At 68.7% G+C, this 1,105-nt stretch carries 1 protein-coding gene; it reads right to left on the bottom strand.

Features of this window, described 5'->3' with window-relative positions:
* The coding region (gene mbhE, locus DBR23_RS18790; RefSeq protein ID WP_233250562.1) for a hydrogen gas-evolving membrane-bound hydrogenase subunit E at positions 1-1,105 on the bottom strand (1,105 nt) is incomplete at both ends.

Below are 1,105 nucleotides of genomic sequence, written 5' to 3'. Positions count from 1 at the left end.
ATGTACTGCAGCAGCAGGGCCACCGAGAACACCAGCCCCGCCACAAAGCCGCCGCCGGGCTCGTTGTGGCCGCGCATGAAGAGGTAGACCGCGACCAGCGTGGCAAACGGCAGCATCAACCGCACCAGCACGGCGGGCACCATCAGGTAGCCCACGGCGGTGTCGGCAGTCTGGCGTGGGTTGGCGAGGTCGGTGTCCACATCGGCGGGCAGTGCGCGCTGCTGGGGCGGCAGGTCCATCACCTCGCGCGCAGGGCGGAAGCGCCGCAGCAGCGCATACACCGTGAGCGCCACAATGCCCAGCACCACGATCTCGCCAAAGGTGTCAAAGCCCCGGAAGTCCACCAGCATGACGTTGACCACGTTGGTGCCGCCCCCTTCGGTAAGCGCACGCTCCAGAAAGAAGGTGGAGGTGCTGTCGGGGAAGGGGCGGCTCATCATCGCGAACGACAGCAGCGCCATGCCACCACCCGCAGCCAACGTCAGCGCCATGTCGCGGTAGCGGCGCAGCTGGGTGCGGCGCTCTTCGGCCAGCGTGGGCACGCGCAGGCTCTCGTCGCGCCGCGGCAGCCAGCGCAGGCCCAGCAGGATGAGGATGGTGGTCACGATCTCCACCACGATCTGTGTGAGCGCAAGGTCGGGCGCCGAGAACCACAGAAAGGTCAGGCACACGCACAGCCCGGAGCCACCCAGCAGCGTCAGTGCTGCCAGCCGGTGGTATTTGGCCTGCCAGGCTGCCGCCACGGCGCACACGGCACCCAGCAACCACAGCAGCGCAAAGGCGGGGGACAGCGGCAGCTGCACCCGGTCGCCAATAGGCAAGCCCCGCGCCCACAGGGGCAGGATGCCTGCCACCAGCGCAGCGCACACCAGCCACAGCATTTGCCACTGCAGGCGACCGGTGCCCAGCAGGCGGCGGCCATTGCGGCCCACCAAGCTGAGCGAGGCCAGCGTGGCCTCAAAGGCCCGCTGGCCGCTGATGCGGCGCATGACGGGTGGCGCATCGATGGCACCCTTTTCGCGCTGCCAGCGCAGCAGTGCGTAGAGCGCGATGCCCCCGCCCAAAGCCACCAGGCTCATCACGAAGGGCGTGTTGAACCCATGCC

This window comes from Acidovorax sp. HMWF018 (assembly GCF_003061035.1).
GTDB classification, from domain to species: domain Bacteria; phylum Pseudomonadota; class Gammaproteobacteria; order Burkholderiales; family Burkholderiaceae_C; genus Acidovorax; species Acidovorax delafieldii.
Note: the sequence above shows the minus strand (reverse complement) of the source record. Positions and strands in the feature narration are given on the sequence as shown.